The organism is Marivita sp. NO-S04, assembly GCF_059070475.1.
This window is the reverse complement of record NZ_CM180980.1, coordinates 3,037,028-3,056,105: the sequence shown is the minus strand read 5'-3', so window position 1 is coordinate 3,056,105 and position 19,078 is coordinate 3,037,028. Positions and strand designations below refer to the sequence as shown.

The following is a 19,078-nucleotide window of genomic DNA, read 5'->3' as shown; positions in this document are numbered from 1 at the left end:
CACCGACCATATCATAGGTCCAAGGGCGTTGAGCGAGCGTTATGTAGTGGTAAGACCTTAGCCTTCCAATCAAATGTGCTCAGTTTCAAAGGGTTTCGTCAAGCTTCTTACTCTTTCTTTTTGTTGACTTTTATATCGCATCGCGTTGCATGGGGTGGCACCACATATCATGCTGTTCCCGACAAAAAGCCGACAAAATGCCAAAGCTTACAGAGACCTTCGCGCGCAAAGTTCCGCAGACAAAATCCGGTACCGACAAGTACTGGGACAGCGAGGTCAAAGGCCTCGTTCTCTTCGTGGGTAAGAGGTCCAAGACCTGGTACTTCCAGAAGGATGTTGGTGGTCAGACACGCCGGGTCTTGGTTGGTCGATATCCTGTGATCTCCGCAGATGCAGCTCGGCAGACAGCCATGGGCTTTGCCCTGGAGTGGGGCAGGGGAGCTGGCAAGATCATCCAGATTGGAGCGCCGACTCTGGAGGTCGCGATGGATGGATATTTGGCACGGCCCAAGCTCAGGTCGGAAACGCACAAGACATCTGTGCGCCAGCAAGTGCAGTTGCACCTGAAAGATTGGTTGCGACTACCGCTGGACGAGATCACCAAAACGATGGTGGTGCGTCGGCATCAAGACATGGCCAAAACTCCATCCGGCGCCAACCACGTGCTGAAGGCCTTTCGCGCGATCTACAATCACGCGCGCCGGACCCATGATCTGCCTGAGTGCCCGACGATGGCGATCGAGTGGTTTGAGGAGGCGCCTGACGGACGGATCATCGAGGACCTGCGAGACTGGCGGCACACAATCGACGGGTTGGAAAACCCGATCCATCGGGCGTTCTATGAACTTCTCTTGTTCACGGGATTGAGAAAGACAGAAGCATTCACACTTGAGTGGAAGCACATCCATGAAGATCGCATCCACTTACCGATGACGAAGAATGGCCGCAGCTTTGATCTGCCCATCCTGCAACTGCATCACGAAATACTGGCGCCGGTTCGCGGCCTGAGTCGGCAATGGGTGTTTCCGTCACCCAAGTCCAAGACAGGCCACATCACTGGACCACCGCGTTTGAAATACAATCCGCACATGCATCGCCGGACGTTTGCGACCGTTGCGATGGAGGCTGGGGTGCTGGAAGAGGTGGTCGGGCGACTGCTCAACCATACCCCGCTCTCGATCACAGGTCAGCGGTATGCGCGGCCGTCGCTGGATGCTCTCAGGCCCTCGATGGAAACGGTGTGTGAGGAGCTTGCCGCCAGAACGCTGGAGTAAGTAACGCCACGGCCCGCGTACAGAGTATCTATTGGCCGAAATGGCACTAAGCCGTCGTTGAGGACCGTGCTTGCATCCCGCTTTCTCTTTGTTTGCTTTGCGAGCATAGTCAGGAGACAGGCACATTCGTCGTGAGTGGACGCGTAGCCCGGGTTCCTCTTCCGTCACTTGCGTGTGATATGGAGCAACAAACCGACGAGAACATACTTCTACAATTCTGGATGCGAGAGGCGATTGCTGATGGGGTTTGATGGTGGCTGCGCTTGCGGGGCTATCCGATATACGGTCAAGGGCTCACCTTTTTTGGCCGCGCACTGCCATTGTGAAAGCTGCCGCAAGGCGACCGGGTCGCCCATGACGAGTTACTTTGGCGTCGGTCGGGCACAAGTCGCATGGAAGGGCGCGCGTAGCTTCTACAATTCCTCGCCGGGTGTCACACGCGGATTTTGCGGTCAATGTGGCACGCCAATGCATTACATGAGCACACGCTGGTCCGGAGAAATCCATCTATTTGCGGCGACTTTGGATGACCTGACACTCTTCAAGCCAACCGCGCATGTGCATTGGGCGGAGCTTGTAACTTGGCTCATTTTGAATGACGGCCTGCCAAGATATGATGGCCGCAAACCATGATGTCCACGTCGCGTCCCATCCTGTGGTCCTTTCGGCGTTGCCCCTATGCGATACGGGCGCGGATGGCTTTGCTCAGCGCAGGGATAGAGGTGGAACTGCGCGAGATCCAATTGAGGGACAAGCCGCAGGCGTTTCTAAGTGCTTCCTCCTCGGCCACGGTGCCCAATCTTCAGGCGGGCGATTTGTGCTTGGACGAGAGCCTCGACATCATGCTCTGGGCGCTTGGGCAAAATGATCCGCGTGGGTTGTTGAGGATGCCGAACAACGGCCAAACGCTGATTGCGCAGAACGATGGGCCTTTTAAAACCGCGCTTGATCGTACGAAATACGCGGTACGCTATCCTGATCTGGACCCTGAAGCGGAACAGACGAAAGCGTCTGACTTCATTCGGTCTCTTGACGCACGACTGGCCACTCAAGCGTTTCTGATGGGCGATCGGCGCACCCTCGCCGATCTTGCGATTTTTCCATTCGTCCGGCAATTCGCCCATATCGACCGTGCTTGGTTTGTTGCGCAGCCTTGGCCCCATGTGATCCTTTGGTTGGATGGTTTTCTGAAGAGCGCCGCCTTTATGACGGCCATGACAAAAATCCCTGATTGGGAAGACGGCGCGCGCCCCTACATTTTTGGCAACACATCGGAAATTCGGGCCAATGGCAGGAAAAGCTCTCAATAAGAAAAACTTGGAAGCCTTGGGCGCAGACGTTCTGGCCGACCTGCTGATGGAGGCCGTCAAGGGCGATGCGGCACGGGAGCGGCGGGTGCGAATGGCGCTATCCTCCGAACAAAGCCCAAAAGAGGCCGCCACTTACATCCGCAAGCGTTTGGCCCAAATCCGGCGGGCCAAAAGCTGGATCTCGGCGCGCGCGCAGCGCACATTGGCCAAAGAACTGAATGGCCTAATTGACGTTATTTCAACGCGTGTCGCACCTGAAGACATGTGCCTTGGCTTTGATCTGCTCTGGTCACTATTGGAGCTCGCCCCCGACATCTATGCCCGCACGGACGACAGCAACGGCACGATCGGGGACGCCATGGATGCCGCGATGGAGGCAATTCATATTCTCGCCCCGCGTCTCGATCGTGACCCCGTACTGCTTGCAGATCAGGTGTTTGAGGCCCTGCAAGACAACGGCGACGGCGAATTTGACGGTATGATCCCCGCGTTGTCTGAGGCGCTTGGGGATCAGGGTTTGACTGCGCTCAAGGCGCGTGCGGAAGCGGCAATGGGTGCGCCGGTTGCCCCTGATGACACCGAGTATTTCGGGCTCTTTGTAGGTGCCGAACGCCGCCTAGAGATGGCGACAGACAGCCGCGACCGAACGCTCCGGATGATCCTATCCGACATTGCCGATGCTCAAGGCGATGTGGATGCGTGGCTGGGCGTTGTTGCATTACCCCGGCCTGAGGCGTGACGTCCCCTTACCCCGCTGACGTTATGCCACGCGGACGATCTCGGCGGTGCCGAGGGCGTTGAAGCGGTTCATGAGGGCGATGCGGATGTGGATTTCGGCGGTCTGTCGGTCGGGGTCTCTTGCCATGATACGCTCGCCGAAGGATTTCAGGCAGCGCATCTTCGCCTCGATCCGGTTGCGGGCGTGGTATCCGGTCCAGCGTTTCCAGAACGCCCGCCCGTAGTATCGCGTCGCGCGCAGGGTGTCGTTGCGGGCGCGTGCAGCCGGGCAGTCTTCTTTCCAGAGACGTCCGTTCTTTCGGATCGGGATGATCGGAACGGCGTCGCGTTCGATGATGGCCTTGTGGCAGCGGCGTGTGTCGTAGGCGCCGTCGGCGGTGACCGTGCCTATCTGCTCACCTGCCGGGATCTGGCCGAGCAGGTCGGGCAGCACGGGGCTGTCGCCGTCGCGGCTGGGGGTGAACTCGACTGCCCGGATGTCCGAGGTGGTGGTGTCCATGGCCAGATGGACTTTGCGCCATTGGCGTCGGCCTTGCACCCCGTGCTTGCGGGCCTGCCATTCGCCATCGCCGAGGAACTTGATCCCGGTGCTGTCGACCAGCAGGTTCAGCGGGCCGTCCGCACGGCGATACGGGACCTGGACGGCCAAGGTCTTTTGCCTGCGGCACAGCGTGGAAAAGTCCGGCACGGGCCAGTCCAGGCCGGCCAGTCGCAGCAGGCTGGCCACCATTCCGGCGGTCTGGCGCAACGGCAACTTGAACAGGACTTTGATCGATAAGCAGAACTGTATGGCCGCATCGGAAAACACCGCCGGACGTCCGGGTCGACTGTCACGCGGCGCGCGCCAGGTCATGTCCTTGTCGACCCAGATGAGCAGAGACCCCCGCTTCCTGAGTGACGCGTTGTAGCTGGACCAGTTCGTCGTGCGATAGCGGGCGGGAGATGGCTTGCTCATGCACCGCGTCTAACGCCATGGATTCGCGAAGTGAATCCTTCGTCGTCAGACTTTTGCAACAATGCCGCCGCGATCGACGCTTTTGGTAGGTCGCTATGACCTTCTGCGATGTTGTAGAGCGCCAGCATCATGTTGACCGACGCCGCGGCTTCCTCGTCATCGCTGTCCACAATGCGCTCCCAAGCGTCCGGACGCAGACGCATTGCACGTTCGAACCCACACCACCACGTCTCCCAGAGGATTTCCCCCGTGCGCGTGTCCTCGTCATAAAGAGGGCCGTATTCCATGTCTGGTGGGGTGAGTGACAGCGCGACATCGTTGTAGTGCCGCATGACTAGATTGGTGATGCCTTGTATGTCGTCAAGGCTTTCCAAGTGTTCCATGCTGCTGCCCCAGACACAGGGCAGCCATTATCCGGCCAGGATCATCTCGGGGCTGACCACAAGCCCCGCGCAGAAGCCGTCGAACTCGCTGAGGAGCACGCCGTCGGCCTCTATGGGAATGGACAGCAGCAGTTTGTCCAGACGGTCCAACTCATCGTCGCTCAGCATTCACCCAATCCAGTGCCGTGTTGCCTCTAGAACCGCTCGACCCAGGGCCGGACAGCAACCTCATTGGTCCAGGCACTGCGATCCTGCTCGATCAGGTGGCGATAGGTGCGGGCGATGGCGTCCGGCCTTAGCATGGAACCGGGTTTGTCCTCTGGCTCCGCGCGCCCTGGGTTCAGGATCCCGCCATCGATATTGACCCACGCCACATGGATGCCCTGTGGATGCAGTTCTCTCGCCATACTCTCCGCAAGACCGCGTTGGGCGAACTTGCCCATGGCAAAGGGGGCTGACTGAGGAAAGCCTTTGACGCCTGCAGCGGCGCCTGTGAACAGGATGGTGCCACGCGTCCCGTCAACTGGTTCAGCAGCGAGCATGTGTCTGGCTGCATGTTTGCCTGCAAGGAACGCTCCGATCGCCGTCACCTCGACCGCGTTGCGCACATCGTCCGCAGACAGCTCTGCAATTGGCCCGCGCACCCGAGACGAAGGGTTGTAAATCACGACCCTCGGTGCTTCAGGCAGACCATCGAACAAAGCAGCGACGGCGCTCTCATCCGTCGCATCCATAAGAACCATTCGGGCATCGGTTTCGTCAGCCAGAGACTGCATGTTGTCCGCGCTGCGTGCGGCCAGCGTCAAAGAATAGTCTGCCATCAACTCTCGCGCCAAAGCAGCGGACAGCCCGTCGCCCACCCCTATGATCAAAGCCTGAGGTTTGGTCATCGAAATTCCTTCCCCATTATTCAGCAGATACTTGACCTCCGAACGAGCATGAAATACCCCGTAGCATGTTGAGCGGGCGTTGTGTAATGGTAAGACCTCAGCCTTCCAAGCTGATGATACGGGTTCGATTCCCGTCGCCCGCTCCAAGAATTATTCTCCGACACATGGCCGACAAAACGGCCTGAGAGGGACGGATAAATCCATAATATTACTGGTCTTTATTGATTTTACGCACCTGTCTTCCAAGCTAATGACGCGGGTTCGATTCCCGCCGCCCGCTCCAAAATCTTCCCAAACTCCTCGTGTTTCCTCGAAATTTCTAAGACTTTAGCGCGGCAAATCGGCATTTGCTGCGCGTTCGGCTTGACCATTACGGGCAGGCCAATGTTTAAGCGAGTGCAGCTAAAAACGGGAACCTGATGGCGGACGCGACACCGATACCGGCAAAGAACGAAGAACGCGAGAAATCCAAGAAGATCGGATCGCTGGCGGCCTTGTGGCCATTCATCCTGCCCTACAGGCTGCTGATGTTCGCAGCGCTGTTCGCTTTGAGTGCGACAGCCTGCGTGTCTTTGATCCTGCCGATGGCGGTGCGTCGGGTGGTCGACAATTTCAACACATCTGACGGTGCGCTGCTGGATCTCTATTTCTCGGCGGCGCTGGGCATCGCGGGTTTGCTCGCCATCGGAACAGCGCTGCGTTACGCGCTGGTCACGCGGTTGGGTGAACGGGTTGTTGCGGATATCCGCAAGGCCGTGTTTGGGCGCGTGATCGGGCTAAGCCCCTCGTTTTATGAACGGGTCATGACAGGTGAAGTGCTGAGTCGGATCACCACCGACACAACCCTGATCCTAAGCGTGCTGGGTTCGTCGATTTCCATCGCTCTGCGCAATGTGTTGCTGTTCTTCGGTGGCATGATCCTGATGCTGTTCACATCGGCCAAGCTGACCGGGATGGTGCTGTTGATCGTGCCTGCAGTTGTGGTGCCGATCCTCGTGCTGGGCCGCAAGATGCGCAAGCTGAGCCGCGAGAACCAGGACTGGATCGCGGCCTCTTCGGGCAACGCGTCCGAAGCATTGTCGTCTGTTCAGACCGTGCAGGCGTTCACGCATGAGGACATTTCGCGCAATGCGTTTGGCGATGTGACGGAAAAGAGCTTTGACGCCGCGCGCCGCCGGATTTGGACGCGGGCGCAGATGACTGCGATTGTGATCTTTCTTGTGTTCACCGGTATCGTCGGCGTTCTCTGGATCGGTGCTACGGATGTGCGCAACGGCTTGATGAGCGCAGGCGAGCTGGTTCAGTTCGTGATCTATTCGGTGATGGTCGCGGGGTCTGTGGCGGCGCTGTCCGAGATCTTTGGCGAGTTGCAGCGTGCTGCGGGTGCCACTGAGCGTCTTGTCGAATTGCTGCATGCCGAGGACACGGTTAACGACCCTGAAACGCCGCTTTCGCTGCCGCAGCCGGTTCGCGGTGAGATCACGTTCGAAAACGTCCATTTCGCCTATCCAAGCCGTCCCGGTGTGGCCGCTTTGGATGGCGTCAATCTGCGGATCGCGCCGGGCGAAACGGTGGCTGTTGTTGGACCCAGCGGAGCGGGCAAGACGACCATCATCCAGTTGATTCAACGCTTCTACGACCCTGATTCCGGCGCGATTTGTCTGGATGGGATGCGCGTTGACGGGCTGACGCGCGATGCCTTCCGTAAGCACATCGCGCTTGTGCCCCAAGACCCGGTGATTTTTGCCGCCTCGGCGCGGGAAAACATCCGCTTTGGGCGACCGGATGCCACCGATGCAGAGATCGAAGTTGCGGCACAGGCTGCGGCTGCGCATGACTTTATCGAGGCGCTGCCAGATGGGTATGACAGCTATCTTGGCGAACGCGGCGTGATGCTGTCGGGTGGTCAGAAACAGCGGATCGCCATTGCCCGCGCCATCCTGCGGGACGCACCCGTTCTGTTGTTGGACGAGGCGACCAGTGCATTGGATGCAGAAAGCGAACGGGCGGTGCAGCACGCGGTGGACGAATTGTCCGAAGGCCGCACGACCGTGATCGTCGCGCATCGTCTGGCGACCGTGAAAAAGGCGGATCGGATCATCGTCATGGATCAGGGCCGCATTGTCGCGTCGGGTGCGCATGATGCGCTGGTATCTGAGGACGGTCTTTATGCCCGTCTGGCGCGGTTGCAATTCACCGACGGCATGGCGGCCGAGTAGAAATTTCGACAAGCAGGTCGGCAAGTGTCGGTTTTGACCATGACAGGTCAACTCCGGCAGCGGCACCTTGATGCCAAACGGCGAATAGGGAGAAGGCCATGCAGGTTGGATTTGTGGGATTGGGGGCTGTCGGGGCCAAACTGGCGGGCACACTCGCGCGTAACGGGGTGGACCTGACCGTCTTCGACCTTGATCCCGTTCGGATCGACTTGCTGGTGGCCAAAGAGGCCAAGGCGGGGACAAGCCCTGCCCAAGTCATGCGTGATTGTGACGTGGTGATCACAAGCCTGCCCAGTCCGGCCGCCTCGCAAGCGGTGCTTGATCAGCTTCTACCCGAAATCGGACCGGGTAAAATTTGGCTCGAAATGTCGACCACCGATCCTGAAGCGATCAAAGTGCAGGCCAAGGCCGTTCAGGACAGGGGCGGGCAGGCAGCGGATACGCCGGTTTCGGGTGGATGCCACCGCGCGGCAACGGGCAATATCTCGATTTTTGCGGGCTGTGACCGGGCGACGTTTGAAACCGTGTTGCCGCTTTTGACGTATATGGGCCGCCGTGTGCTGCACACAGGCGATGTGGGCAGCGCATCGGTTCTGAAGGTGATGACCAATTATCTGGCCACCATCCATCTGGCGAGCCTGTGCGAAGCGATGACGACGATGGCCGCGCACGGGATCGACCTTGGCACCACTTACGAGGCGATCAAGGCGTCGTCTGGTACATCCTTTGTGCATGAAACCGAAAGCCAGTTGATCCTGTCGGGCAACCGCGACGTGGATTTTACACTGGATCTGGTGCTCAAGGATATCGGGCTTTTCCAATCCCTGGCAGATGCCAAGAACGTGCCGCTGGAGCTGTCACCCTTGCTGATCGACATCGTCAAGGACGGGCAAGCGCGGTACGGCGACCGGGCGCAGTCGGATCGGTTGATCGAGCGGCTGGAGGAAGCGACTGGGCTTTCGATCACAGCACCCGGCTTCCCGACCGAACTCATCGACGACGAACCCGAGGAACGCGGATCGGAGATCGGCAGAGCGGTCTCGCCTTGATGCGATGAATGCGCTATCGGCGTCTTTGCATCACAGGAGAGACGCCATGAACGATGAGATCCTTGCCGAGGTCGATCCACGCGGTCCCCGTCGTGTCATCGGTATCGGGATGCTGCTCATGTTGGGCGGTATTGTGCTGTATCTGGCGTTCTTGCAGCCGCCCGCCAATCCGCTTTGGCAAGCCTTCCTGATCGGTATGGGTCTGGTCTCGCTGTGGATGGCGTACAAGCTGCAGGTGGCGACGACGCGCAAGCTTTTTCTGACGGAAGAGGCGTTGACCGACAGCGAGGGCACGGTGATCGCTCGGGTCGAGGATATCTTGGCGGTCAATCGCGGGGCGTTTGCAATGAAGCCGTCGAATGGGTTTACCCTGAAATTGAAGAACCCGGCGCCACGGGCGTGGCAGCCGGGTTTGTGGTGGCGTCTGGGTCGCCGGGTGGCGGTGGGCGGGGTGACACCGGGGTCACAGGCCCGCCCAATGGCTGATATTATCGCCATCATCATCGCCCGGCGTCAGGCTTGAAGATCAGGTATTCTTCTTCTTGCCTTTGCCGTTGGTCGGCTTGGTCGTGGTAGACGCGCACTCGGCGGAGGCATCCCCTTCATCGGCGTTCTCTGCGTTGTTGTTGCAGAGCGAGCCGCCCGGCGCATCTTGGTCACCGTTGCCCCAGCCGTTGTTCTGCCAGGTCTTGCCGGAACCATCGTTGGCCCCTTCAAAGATCACCTGCGAGGCAAAGCGTGGCCGTGTGAAGGAATAGGTCGCGATGTCGAAGCCGTCATTCGCCAGATGCACCAGCGGCTGATACCAATCGCGTGTTTCCACAAGGATAGTTTGGTCGCCAACAGCCAGGATCGGCAGAAGTGGCCGATACGTGGTCATGTCGCCTTGTGTGAGGGCGGACCAGTCACCACGAGCCGCGGACCAGACAAGGTCGTAGGTCTCGTTGCCTTGGCTGACGCCCTGACCTTTCTTGTTGTACTGGACCACTGAGATCCGCAGGTCGACGTCGTCACCCTGTGCCTGAGCAAGGTGGAACAACAGGTCGCGGGCGTTGTCGATATACTCGTCGTCAAGGATCTCGGTTTCCCGCGAGATGATGTCACCGATTGTATAGTTGGCTTTCTGGTTGATGGCCTGCTGGCGAAACACGTCGAAATACAGCCACGAGATTGCAAAGATCACGATCAGAGCCGGAAGGATGATGATTGCCTCAAGCGAAGCATCGCCCTTGGTGTCGCGGATGAACCGCGACACACGTTCATGAATACGAGCAGTCATTAGTAAGGCTCCTGTACGAAGGCCGAGAAGGATACGATTGCGGCGTAACCATCGGCGTCTTTGGGCATCGCTGCCGCCACACTGCCAGCCGGAGTGATTGGCTTGTACTTGTAGCAGGCGCGCAGCAGCATCAGTTCGTTGGGCTGGCCCGGATCGAATTGGCGCGCCGGGCGTACGGGTTCTGCCGAGTCGTAGCAGTCCGCATCGCGAGACGGCTCGGACCAGTCCCGAAGGCTGAGCGGGATCATTTCGAGGCGCAGCATGCTCTCGCAGTCCGTCAGCAGAGTGGTGTTTTCGCAGATCATGGTCTTGAGCGAGTCATGATCAATGTTCTCACCAGTCCCCAAACGCACTTCGCGAACCGCGAGGTCCAATCCACGCTCGAGTTGCGTATGGCGGACCGAGAGTGCCCCGATTTCCATCCCCGCAACGATCAAGCCAAGGAAGACCGGCAGCCAGATGACGAAGGGGATCGTAACGACAGAGCCGCTTTCGTCCCGCAGGAATCTGCGGATGTTTTTAGGAGTAAACCGCATCATTGTGTCAACCTCAGCTGGTTAATGGTCCGGGCAATCGCCTGGAACGCGTCGGAGATTTCGAGACCTTCGACCGGGAAATAGTGAGCCGGAGAAGAGGCGCAGTCACGCATGGCGGCCTGACCCGCATCGGGTGCTTCGAAACCGATAGCGAAAACTGTGATGTCAGCATCACGAGCCGCACTACAGATTGTCGACAGACGGTCATCGGCTTGGTCGCCTGAGACGATCGGTAACCGCGCCATTGGCACCGCCTGCCTGAGGTTGGTGCGGTGATCTAAGACACGTGTTTAACTACGTCGTTAGCGACGTGTCTTATGCGGGGTCCCTGATGCGTGGTGAAATTCTTGGGATGGAGCGGCGGCGCTTCTGGCGTGATGAGGACAAGCTCGAGATCATCATGTCGGTCGGGGTTGGTGGCACAACGGTGACGCAGGTGGCGCAGCGCCATGAAGTGACGCGGCAGCAGATTTACGCTTGGCGGCACGACCTGAAGAAGAAGGGTCTGTGGTCGCCGGAGGCCGGGGCGCTTTTCTACCCTTTGGATATGCCAGTGGCGGCTGGAGTGCCGACAGCGCAGGATACGGCCGCTGAAACGTCGCCACCGGTTGCGGTTGAATTGCGTTTGCGTGGCGGCCGTAGTTTACATTTTGAAAGCACGATTGATCCGACTGCACTGTCGGTGCTGATCCGCGCGGTGGACGCCGCATGATCGGTCCCGGCACTGGTGTGCGTGTGTATCTGGCGTGTGGTGTCACGGATATGCGAAAGGGAATCGCGGGGCTGGCCGCTTTGGCGCAGGATGTGTTGCGTCAGAAACCAGCCAATGGTGCGGTATTTGCGTTTCGTGGGCGACGCGGGGATCGTATCAAGCTTCTGTTCTGGGATGGCCAGGGGTTTTGTCTCTACTACAAAGTCTTGGAGCGTGGCCGCTTCCCCTGGCCGAATGCTGCGGATGGGTCGATGCGGCTAACATCAGCACAGCTCGCGATGCTGTGGGAGGGGATCGACTGGAGACGTCCGGATTGGGGCGCTCCGCCAGCGCGCGTGGGGTAATTCTGCGCACGAATTATCGTTATTTATATGGCGCTTGAGCCTGTTTTTTGGTAGTCAAGCGCATGTCTGAACCTGCTGAAAACCTGCCTGATGATCCCGCTGAATTGCGCGCTATGATCGCTGCTCTACAGGCTGAAAACCTGCGGATCGCGGCAGAGAACGCCAAGATATCGGCCACGCTACGGGTTCACGACCAGCTGGTGCAAGCCCTGCGCCTACGGATCGCCAAGCTTCAGAAACTGGCCTTCAGCAAATCCTCGGAAAAGATTGAGCGCGAGATCGAACAGCTGGAACTGGCGCTTGAAGACCTGCTGGTTGCCGTGGCCGAAGACGATGAAGCGCCAATCGACGAAGGGCCGGATGAGCCATCAGCGGAAGCTGCCGATGCGCCCACTTTGCGCCGCAAGCCACGTGTCTCGGATGCGACCCCGCGCGAACGCCGTGAACTGGACCCCGGTGCCTGCTGCCCCGACTGTGGCGGCGATCTGCGTGTGGTGGGTGAGGATGTCAGCGAACTGCTGGACATGATCGCCGCTCAGATGAAGGTGATCCAGATTGCCCGGATCAAGAAATCCTGCCGCCGGTGTGAGCGGATGGTGCAGGAACCAGCACCCAGCCGTCCGATCCCCGGCAGTATTGCAGGGCCGAACTTGCTGGCCCATGTGCTGGTCTCGAAGTTCGACGACCACCTTCCGTTATATCGCCAGCACGAGATCTTCGCCCGCATGGGAGCAGACATTCCCGAAAGCACGCTTGTTGGCTGGTGCGGGCGAGCCATGAAGACCTTACAGCCGCTCATTGTACGGATCGAGGCGGACATCATGGCCAGCGACCTGCTGCATGCGGACGACACCCCCATCCGGGTGCTTGATCGCAGCATGCGCAACAGAGGGCTTGGCAAGGGTGTCAAGCAGGGCCGGATCTGGGCCTATGTGCGTGATCAGCGACCCTGGGCCGGGGCATCACCACCGGGTGCTGTCTATCGCTTTGCGCCAGACTGGAAGGAAGAGCACGTCCTCAGTCATCTGTCCGCAGCGCAGGGCATTCTTCAGGCCGACGGCTACAAAGGGTATGCCAAGCTTTACGCGCCAGAGCCTGACGGCACAGCCCGTTTGCGGGAGGCCGCCTGTTGGGCGCATCTGCGGCGCGACTTCCATGACTTTTGGACCTCAACCAAATCCGAGATCGCTCGCGAGGCGCTCGACCGGATCGGAAAATTCTACGACATCGAGCGCGATATCAACGGTCAGCCCGCCAACGTCCGCTATGCGGCACGTCAAAAACTTACCAAGCCCAAGGTCGAGGCTTTCTTTGCTTGGTCTGAACAGCAGCTTCTGCGCATCCCCGGCAAAAGCGATCTAGCCAAGGCGTTCCGCTATGGCCTCGCGCGGAAGGAGGCCTTCAGCCTGTTCCTGAACGACGGGCGTGTGGCCATCGACAACAATCCGGCCGAACGCGCCCTGCGCCCGATTGGAATAGGACGTAAAAACTGGCTCTTCGCGGGCGCAGATACCGGCGCGGAAACCCTCGCGCGCGCGATGACGGTCATTGAAACGGCCAAGCTGAACGGTCTTGACCCGCTGGCCTATCTTGCTGACATCCTCGACCGCATCCACGATCACAAGATCAACCGGCTTGATGAATTGCTGCCTTGGAACTGGGCGCCGATCGCATCCGTGAAGAACAGTCAAGCCGCGTAAGCTGCGGTATCAATGGCGTGGTTACGACGATCGGCACATACGAGTAATACGCGTTGTAGTACTGGTTGTAGGACACCCAGCCGTCAAAGTACGGGCGGCGGAAGAACCGCTGACCAAAGGCACGGGTGCCCCAGCGTGCAAAGACTTCTGCGTTGCTCATCCGGCGGGCGTTGTTGCCGCCGTCGGGCGTGGTCCGATACTTGTCGTTCCAGCTGTTGTATTCGAACCGGGACCAGAAATAGACGTCGTTGCTGGTTCCGCTCCAGTCACGGACCCGGTGCGAGAAACGATCATTGGTCGCATCGTTGTCGCCGCGATCGTCGATCCAGATGTTGGACATGCCACTGGCATATTCAGGTGCAAGATCGAACTGGGTCGTGTTCATACCGTCGGTCATGACCACTGCGATCTTAAGCGCATCCGGCGCATCATAGGCCGCGGGACGACCAGCGGCTTCGGGTACAACTTCGCCTTCGCCGATCAGGCCAGTGACGACCGGACGCGCCGACGGATCGAGCAACGCAACACCCCACTTCATCCCAAGGTCGATCGCAGTGTTGCCGCCGGCACTCAGGGACGCGATGTGGTCGACCAACTGATCGCGGTCGGAGCTGTGCGCAATGACCGAACCGTAGGTCCCGACCGGGCACCACGAATCAGGTGTGACGATCGTGTTCTGATCAAGCGTGTAGGGATCAAAGTGCGCCAGACGTTGCAGTGTCTCGCTGGTTGAGATTGCACGCGACGTGAACGCGCTGTCTGGGAAGATCGCGCAGTTCGAGATGTCGTGCTCGTCGGACAGCGTGTAGTACTGCGACACCGTTGGGCCAAGGCTCACCGTTGCGTTGTACGGCACAATGCTGATCGTCGTCAGTCCCGCATCGTCGTTGTTGATCACCGTATCGACGAATTCGGTTGCCGCGGTCCGCAGGTTTTCGATCTTCGAATTCTGGCCCATCGAACCAGAGATATCGAGGATCATGGAAATCTCGATATTGGAGATCCGCTCTTCCGCAGCAGCGAGGCCGGTCGATTGCAATTTGTCAAAGCCGAGCAGGTGCAGGAAGTTCGAATTGTAGGTCCGCTGCGCTTCGGCGGTGACAGTCCGGTAATTCAAACCCGAATCAACCGAGATGTTCACGTTCGCAAGTGTGTCCTCCAGGTTCATCTTGGTCAGATAATCCTGAACAAGTGTTTGCGGGTCGATCTGCTGTTCAAGGTCGGCCGCCGCCAGAACAGCGCGGTCAAGCGTGTTTTGCAGACGTGTCCGCTCCACTTCGGAATAGATCATGTCGATCCCGATCCCGCCGTAGACCAACATGATGAACACACCAGTAAGTCCGAAGATGGTCATGTTGCCATCGGTTTCCCGAGTGTAGCGGGACAGGATCGAGGCGGCGCTGGACCGCAACTTCGACTTGCCCCGTGTCTCGGTCCGCACCCTTGGCAGAAGGTTGCTTAGTCCGATCATTTGTTACCTCTTTCCCGCCCTTTCAGGACGGACTGACACCCCACTTAGATTTTGGGAGATATGAAGGCGAAACGCGGCGGGATTACGGCTGCAATTATGGAGAAAATAAGGAGTGTATTGTTTTTTATGGATAATTTTGGATCTCAAGGCCTTATTGATGCCTTGGCCGAAACAGTCTGGCGTATTTTGAGGTTTCGTTTGCTAAACTGTGCCCAAGATTAAACGTTATGAAATTAACTAAGCTGTCATAGGCTGGTGGAATAAGGGCGAAGTGCCCGCAAACTTGGGAGGGACAAATGAGCACGATACCAGCCAATGAACCGACGTTTCGGGAATCAGTTGATCTGATGTTCAATCGCGCTGTTGCGCTGATGGACCTCCCGCCCGGCCTTGAGGAAAAGATCCGCGTCTGCAACGCGACCTACACGGTGCGGTTCGGCGTGCGACTGCGGGGCCAGATCAAAACGTTCACTGGCTACCGATCCGTGCACTCGGAACATATGGAACCCGTCAAGGGCGGCATCCGTTATGCGCCCTCCGTCCATCAGGACGAGGTCGAAGCGCTTGCTGCGCTCATGACGTATAAATGCGCCTTGGTCGAAGCGCCGTTTGGCGGATCGAAGGGCGGATTGCGGATCGACCCGCGTGAATACGACGAATACGAACTGGAACAGATCACCCGACGTTTTGCCTATGAACTGGCAAAGCGTGACCTGATCCATCCGGCCCAGAACGTGCCCGCCCCCGATATGGGCACCGGCGAACGCGAGATGTCGTGGATCGCGGACCAATACGCGCGGATGAATACAACTGACATCAACGCGCGGGCCTGCGTAACCGGCAAGCCGATCAACAATGGCGGTATCGCTGGACGGGTCGAGGCGACGGGACGCGGCGTGCAATATGCGCTGCGGGAATTCTTCCGTCATCCTGAAGATGTCAAAGCCGCCCGCATGACAGGGACACTCGATGGCAAACGCGTGGTTGTTCAGGGCTTGGGCAATGTGGGCTACCACGCCGCCAAATTCCTTGGCTCTGAAGACGGCTGCAAGATCATCGGAATCATCGAACGTGATGGCGCGCTTTACAATGAAAACGGTCTTGATGTGGATGCCGTCCGCAACTGGATCGTCTCACATGGTGGTGTCAGTGGGTATCCCGATGCCCGCCACACGGCAGACGGACCAGAAGTGCTCGAGGCGGATTGTGACATCCTGATCCCGGCTGCGCTTGAAGGTGTCATCAACCTGACCAATGCCAGCCGGATCAAGGCTCCGCTGATCATCGAAGCAGCGAACGGCCCGATCACGGCCGGTGCGGATGACATTCTGCGTGCCAAAGGAACGGTCGTGATCCCGGACATGTATGCCAACGCGGGTGGTGTGACGGTGTCGTACTTCGAATGGGTCAAGAACCTGAGCCATATCCGCTTTGGCCGCATGCAGCGCCGTCAGGAAGAAGCGCGGCACCAGTTGGTCATTGACGAATTGCAGCGCCTTGACGACATGATGGGGGACAAATGGTCAATGACGCCTGACTTCAAAGACAGGTATCTGCGCGGTGCGGATGAACTGGAACTGGTGCGCTCTGGTCTCGATGACACGATGCGCATTGCTTACCAGTCCATGCGCGAAGTTTGGCACGGGCGCGAAGACGTCAGCGATCTGCGGACGGCGGCCTATATCGTTGCGATCACCAAGGTCGCAGCAAGCTATCGGGCCAAAGGTCTCTGACGGATGACATTCCGATTGGGCTGGGTTAGGTGTTGGCCTGACCCGGCCCAATTCACGAGAACATCCATGATCCGCGCTCTGCTTGCCTCCGTTCCCCTCATCTTCAGCCTGTCCGTCCCGGCAATGGCGCAAGATAAGGAAGCCGAGTGTCGCAAAATCGGTCAGATTGCCACGAACATCATGGCCGAACGGAAGAACGGTACAAATGTGCGTCGCGCGGAACGGCGCGTGATCCGGGCCATTCCAAACAAGTCCAAGAATGACGAAGTGCTGGCCGTACAATTGGTCGACTGGATTTATTCGTTGCCGGAAGAGCAATTGACACCAGAGGTCAGCAACGCGCTTTACCAAACCTGCCTGTCGCAATAGCGCGCTTGTCCTCTTAGTTCAGTTGCGTCGTTGGCCCACTGGACTCTCGGCGATCGAAACCCGATATTCTTGGCATGAGCCTGCCACCCAATTTTCTGGACGATTTGCGGACCCGCATCAGCCTGTCACAGGTGGTGGGGCGCAAGGTGCTGTGGGACACGCGCAAGTCCAATCAGGCCAAGGGTGACATGTGGGCGCCATGCCCGTTTCATCAGGAAAAATCAGCCAGTTTCCACGTCGATGATCGCAAGGGGTATTACTATTGCTTTGGCTGTCACGCCAAAGGCGATGCCATCTCATTTGTCCGTGAAACCGAAAACGTAGGTTTCATGGAAGCGGTCGAGATTCTTGCGACCGAGGCCGGGATGCCTATGCCCGCCCGGGATCCAAAGGCGCAGGAAAAGGCGGATCATCGCACCGAGCTGGTCGAGGTCATGGAAAAAGCCGTGCGCTTTTTCCGCCTTCAGTTGCGCAGTGGGGCCGGATCGGACGCACGTGAGTACCTCACACGGCGCGGTTTGGATGAGGCCACGCAGGACCGGTTCGATATCGGCTTTGCGGCACCGGGCTGGCAAACACTCTGGGACCATCTGACCGGGCAGGGGATCGCGCCGGAAAAGATCATTGAGGTAGGGCTTGCCAAGCCGTCGCAAAAAGGCGGCAAACCCTACGACACGTTCCGCAACCGTATCATGTTCCCGATCCGCGACGCGCGCGGGCGGACGATTGCCTTTGGTGGTCGGGCGATGGACCCGGATGACAACGCCAAGTATCTCAATAGCCCAGAAACACCGCTCTTCGACAAAAGCCGGACACTATACAATCAGGGTCCGGCGCGTGAGGCCGCGGGCAAAGGTCAGCCGTTGATCGTTGCCGAAGGGTATATGGACGTAATCGCTTTGGCCTCGGGCGGGTTCGAGGCGGCGGTTGCGCCATTGGGCACGGCGGTGACCGAGACCCAGTTGCAGATGCTGTGGCGGATCACGGACGAACCGATCATGGCTTTGGACGGCGACAAGGCCGGGTTGAGCGCGGCGTACCGCGTGATTGATACGGCGCTGCCACTTCTTGAGGCTGGGAAATCTCTGCGCTTTGTTCTTTTGCCCGAGGGTAAAGATCCTGATGATCTGATCCGCTCGGAAGGTCGGGATGCCATGCGCAGCCTGCTGGATACGGCGCAACCGATGGTTCAGTTGCTCTGGCGTCGCGAAACCGAAGGCCGGGTGTTCGACAGCCCTGAACGCAAGGCAGCGCTGGACAAGACGCTGCGCGAAAAGCTGAGGACCATTAAGGACCCGTCACTGCGCAGCCATTATGGCGAAGACATCAAACGTCTGAGGTGGGGGCTGTTCCGCGCACCTGCGCAACCGGGCCGGGCAACCACAAGGCGCTTTGGTTCGCCTTTGCCCACGAAACCGTCAGAAGGGACGCGCGCTTCCTTGCTTGTTGCGGGAGGCAAGGGTGTCGAAACCCGTTTGCGTGAAGCGGTGATCCTTGCCGCGCTTCTAGCCACGCCTGAGTTGATCGCAGAGTTCGAAGCTCAGCTTGAAGACCTGCCCTGCGTCGATCCTGATCATGCCGTTCTCAGGACCTGCCTGTTGCAGAATGTGGGCCAAACGGCGGACGTGGTGCAGGCCACTGCCGACGCGCTACTTGGCGAACCGGCCCTTGAAAAGCTGTGTCGCGCACGCCATGTCGCGATCACACCGTGTATCCGCAATGCAGGCGACCGTGACTTGGCCCGGCTCACCATCGCCGAAGAGTTGGCAAAACTGGAAGCAGGGATTGGGCTGGATGCCGAAATTGCCGATGCAGCCGAAGACTTGTACGGTGCTGCAGATGAATCGCTGACATGGCGACTGAGTCAGGCAGCAGCAGCACGGCAAATTGCGCAAAAGGCGCAGTCCGAAGACAAGGCTGAATACGATCTTGGCCCGAACGGGGCCGCGATCAATCGAGAAGAACGCAGCGCATTTGCCGCTTTGATGGAAACCATTCGCTTCGAGAAACCCCGGGGTTGACGGTGTTTTGCTAAGGAAAGCGTAAACGAAACAGGGTAAACGGGTGTGCGAATCACTAATTCGCGCTATTGATTCGGGTCAATCGAATCGCCCCG

21 protein-coding genes and 1 tRNA gene are annotated in these 19,078 nt (G+C 58.7%); 14 read left to right on the top strand and 8 right to left on the bottom strand.

All coding sequences use genetic code 11. The features are described from left to right. The first annotated feature begins 197 nt into the window (after nt 1–197). From ACK3EW_RS15605 to ACK3EW_RS15590, 4 genes are all read left to right on the top strand, one after another. Nucleotides 198–1,274 carry a tyrosine-type recombinase/integrase gene (locus ACK3EW_RS15605; RefSeq protein WP_493806906.1) on the top strand — a complete coding sequence of 359 codons (1,077 nt, stop codon included), beginning with the start codon at nt 198–200 and terminating at the stop codon, nt 1,272–1,274. A 240-nt stretch (nt 1,275–1,514) separates the two neighbouring features. Further along, nucleotides 1,515–1,907, top strand: a complete 393-nt coding sequence (locus ACK3EW_RS15600) for a GFA family protein (protein ID WP_493806905.1) — start codon at nt 1,515–1,517, stop codon at nt 1,905–1,907. Continuing rightward, nucleotides 1,904–2,584 carry a glutathione S-transferase gene (locus tag ACK3EW_RS15595; RefSeq protein ID WP_493806904.1) on the top strand — a complete coding sequence of 227 codons (681 nt, stop codon included), beginning with the start codon at nt 1,904–1,906 and terminating at the stop codon, nt 2,582–2,584. Before ACK3EW_RS15600 ends, ACK3EW_RS15595 begins: the two co-directional genes overlap by 4 nt. Then, nucleotides 2,562–3,323: a DUF6880 family protein gene (locus ACK3EW_RS15590; RefSeq protein WP_493806903.1), complete on the top strand. Its 762-nt coding sequence runs from the start codon at nt 2,562–2,564 to the stop codon at nt 3,321–3,323. Before ACK3EW_RS15595 ends, ACK3EW_RS15590 begins: the two co-directional genes overlap by 23 nt. A 21-nt stretch (nt 3,324–3,344) precedes the next feature. On the opposite strand, the gene ACK3EW_RS15585 is transcribed toward ACK3EW_RS15590, so the two are convergent. The 4 genes from ACK3EW_RS15585 to ACK3EW_RS15570 are packed head-to-tail and all read right to left on the bottom strand — an operon-like array spanning nt 3,345 to nt 5,550. Beyond that, entirely contained in the window at nt 3,345–4,277 is a 933-nt protein-coding gene (locus tag ACK3EW_RS15585; RefSeq protein WP_493806415.1) for an IS5 family transposase, read from the bottom strand. Beyond that, entirely contained in the window at nt 4,274–4,684 is a 411-nt protein-coding gene (locus ACK3EW_RS15580) for a UPF0149 family protein (RefSeq protein ID WP_493809744.1), read from the bottom strand. Before ACK3EW_RS15580 ends, ACK3EW_RS15585 begins: the two co-directional genes overlap by 4 nt. A gap of 3 nt (nt 4,685–4,687) precedes the next feature. Further along, entirely contained in the window at nt 4,688–4,828 is a 141-nt protein-coding gene (locus ACK3EW_RS15575) for a hypothetical protein (RefSeq protein ID WP_493806902.1), read from the bottom strand. A 26-nt stretch (nt 4,829–4,854) separates the two neighbouring features. Further along, the gene (locus ACK3EW_RS15570) at nt 4,855–5,550 is read right to left on the bottom strand and encodes an SDR family NAD(P)-dependent oxidoreductase (protein WP_493806901.1); all 696 of its coding nucleotides are present in this window, start codon (nt 5,548–5,550) and stop codon (nt 4,855–4,857) included. A gap of 72 nt (nt 5,551–5,622) precedes the next feature. On the opposite strand from ACK3EW_RS15570, the gene ACK3EW_RS15565 reads away from it, so the two are divergent. From ACK3EW_RS15565 to ACK3EW_RS15550, 4 genes are all read left to right on the top strand, one after another. Beyond that, a tRNA-Gly gene (locus ACK3EW_RS15565) sits at nt 5,623–5,696 on the top strand. Between the two features lie 273 nt (nt 5,697–5,969). Beyond that, a complete protein-coding gene (locus ACK3EW_RS15560) occupies nt 5,970–7,769 on the top strand; it encodes an ABC transporter transmembrane domain-containing protein (RefSeq protein WP_085628281.1) in 1,800 nt (599 codons plus the stop codon). A gap of 98 nt (nt 7,770–7,867) precedes the next feature. Continuing rightward, nucleotides 7,868–8,818, top strand: coding sequence for an NAD(P)-dependent oxidoreductase (locus tag ACK3EW_RS15555; protein WP_493806900.1), 951 nt, complete (start codon nt 7,868–7,870; stop codon nt 8,816–8,818). Between the two features lie 46 nt (nt 8,819–8,864). Further along, the gene (locus ACK3EW_RS15550) at nt 8,865–9,341 is read left to right on the top strand and encodes a hypothetical protein (protein WP_493806899.1); all 477 of its coding nucleotides are present in this window, start codon (nt 8,865–8,867) and stop codon (nt 9,339–9,341) included. A 3-nt stretch (nt 9,342–9,344) separates the two neighbouring features. On the opposite strand, the gene ACK3EW_RS15545 is transcribed toward ACK3EW_RS15550, so the two are convergent. From ACK3EW_RS15545 to ACK3EW_RS15535, 3 genes are read right to left on the bottom strand one after another with little or no spacing between them, the layout of a single operon-like run. Beyond that, entirely contained in the window at nt 9,345–10,097 is a 753-nt protein-coding gene (locus ACK3EW_RS15545; protein WP_493806898.1) for a TadE/TadG family type IV pilus assembly protein, read from the bottom strand. After that, complete coding sequence (locus tag ACK3EW_RS15540; protein WP_493806897.1) at nt 10,097–10,636, bottom strand: TadE/TadG family type IV pilus assembly protein; 540 nt, start codon at nt 10,634–10,636, stop codon at nt 10,097–10,099. The genes ACK3EW_RS15545 and ACK3EW_RS15540 overlap by 1 nt, the downstream gene beginning before the upstream one ends. Next, nucleotides 10,633–10,878 carry a hypothetical protein gene (locus ACK3EW_RS15535; RefSeq protein ID WP_493806896.1) on the bottom strand — a complete coding sequence of 82 codons (246 nt, stop codon included), beginning with the start codon at nt 10,876–10,878 and terminating at the stop codon, nt 10,633–10,635. Before ACK3EW_RS15535 ends, ACK3EW_RS15540 begins: the two co-directional genes overlap by 4 nt. An 86-nt stretch (nt 10,879–10,964) precedes the next feature. On the opposite strand from ACK3EW_RS15535, the gene tnpA reads away from it, so the two are divergent. From tnpA to tnpC, 3 genes are all read left to right on the top strand, one after another. After that, entirely contained in the window at nt 10,965–11,345 is a 381-nt protein-coding gene (gene tnpA, locus ACK3EW_RS15530; RefSeq protein WP_493806895.1) for an IS66-like element accessory protein TnpA, read from the top strand. Further along, nucleotides 11,342–11,689 carry an IS66 family insertion sequence element accessory protein TnpB gene (gene tnpB, locus ACK3EW_RS15525; protein ID WP_037967155.1) on the top strand — a complete coding sequence of 116 codons (348 nt, stop codon included), beginning with the start codon at nt 11,342–11,344 and terminating at the stop codon, nt 11,687–11,689. The genes tnpA and tnpB overlap by 4 nt, the downstream gene beginning before the upstream one ends. Nucleotides 11,690–11,751: 62 nt before the next feature. Next, the gene (gene tnpC, locus ACK3EW_RS15520) at nt 11,752–13,389 is read left to right on the top strand and encodes an IS66 family transposase (protein WP_493806894.1); all 1,638 of its coding nucleotides are present in this window, start codon (nt 11,752–11,754) and stop codon (nt 13,387–13,389) included. Here the strand turns inward: tnpC and ACK3EW_RS15515 are convergent. After that, nucleotides 13,316–14,860, bottom strand: coding sequence for a pilus assembly protein TadG-related protein (locus ACK3EW_RS15515; protein WP_493806893.1), 1,545 nt, complete (start codon nt 14,858–14,860; stop codon nt 13,316–13,318). The genes tnpC and ACK3EW_RS15515 overlap by 74 nt on opposite strands. Nucleotides 14,861–15,156: 296 nt before the next feature. Here ACK3EW_RS15515 and ACK3EW_RS15510 point away from each other — a divergent pair, with 296 nt between their 5' ends. The 3 genes from ACK3EW_RS15510 (at nt 15,157) to dnaG (ending at nt 18,983) form a co-directional block, all read left to right on the top strand. Then, on the top strand, nt 15,157–16,593 hold the full coding sequence (locus ACK3EW_RS15510; RefSeq protein WP_439119909.1) for a Glu/Leu/Phe/Val family dehydrogenase: 1,437 nt from the start codon (nt 15,157–15,159) through the stop codon (nt 16,591–16,593). A 66-nt stretch (nt 16,594–16,659) separates the two neighbouring features. Continuing rightward, a complete protein-coding gene (locus tag ACK3EW_RS15505; RefSeq protein ID WP_493806892.1) occupies nt 16,660–16,962 on the top strand; it encodes a hypothetical protein in 303 nt (100 codons plus the stop codon). A 74-nt stretch (nt 16,963–17,036) separates the two neighbouring features. Continuing rightward, nucleotides 17,037–18,983 carry a DNA primase gene (gene dnaG / locus ACK3EW_RS15500; protein ID WP_493806891.1) on the top strand — a complete coding sequence of 649 codons (1,947 nt, stop codon included), beginning with the start codon at nt 17,037–17,039 and terminating at the stop codon, nt 18,981–18,983. Nucleotides 18,984–19,078 lie beyond the last annotated feature (95 nt).